Annotated in this window: 1 protein-coding gene; it reads left to right on the plus strand. The window is 65.8% G+C overall.

Translation table 11 applies throughout. The annotated features are described in order from the left end of the window. On the plus strand, positions 1 to 439 hold a 439-nt coding region (locus J5M56_RS27105), incomplete at both ends, for a hypothetical protein (protein WP_279381851.1).

Here is a 439-nt window from a genome sequence, read left to right on the forward strand (position 1 = left end):
GCGGTGCTGCTGCCGAGATTGTTGGTCGTCGTCGCGACGGTCGACAGGCCGGTGGAAAGCGAGCCGATACCGGTCGACGTGGAAGTCGACAGCGAAGCGATCGAGCTGGTGGCCGAGCTCAGGCCGGTCGAGGTCGACGTGGACAGCGACGCGACGGTGCTATTCGCGGTCGACAGCCCGGTGGACAACGAGTTGACACCGCTCTGCGCGGTGCTGATGCCCGACGAAGCGGACGTCGACAGCGAGGTCAGCGGGCTATTCGTGCTGCTCAGTCCGCTGGACAGCGACGCGACGTTGCTATTGGTCGTCGACAGGCCGCTGGACAGCGAGGCGACGTTGCTGTTGGTCGTGGACAGGCCGGTGGAGAGCGAGCCAATACCGGTTGACGTGGAAGTCGACAGCGAAGCGATCGAGCTGGTGGCCGAGCTCAGGCCGGTCG

The sequence above is a fragment of the Pseudomonas sp. 51_B genome, assembly GCF_017491595.1.
In the GTDB taxonomy this organism is placed as follows: Bacteria; Pseudomonadota; Gammaproteobacteria; order Pseudomonadales; family Pseudomonadaceae; genus Aquipseudomonas; species Aquipseudomonas promysalinigenes.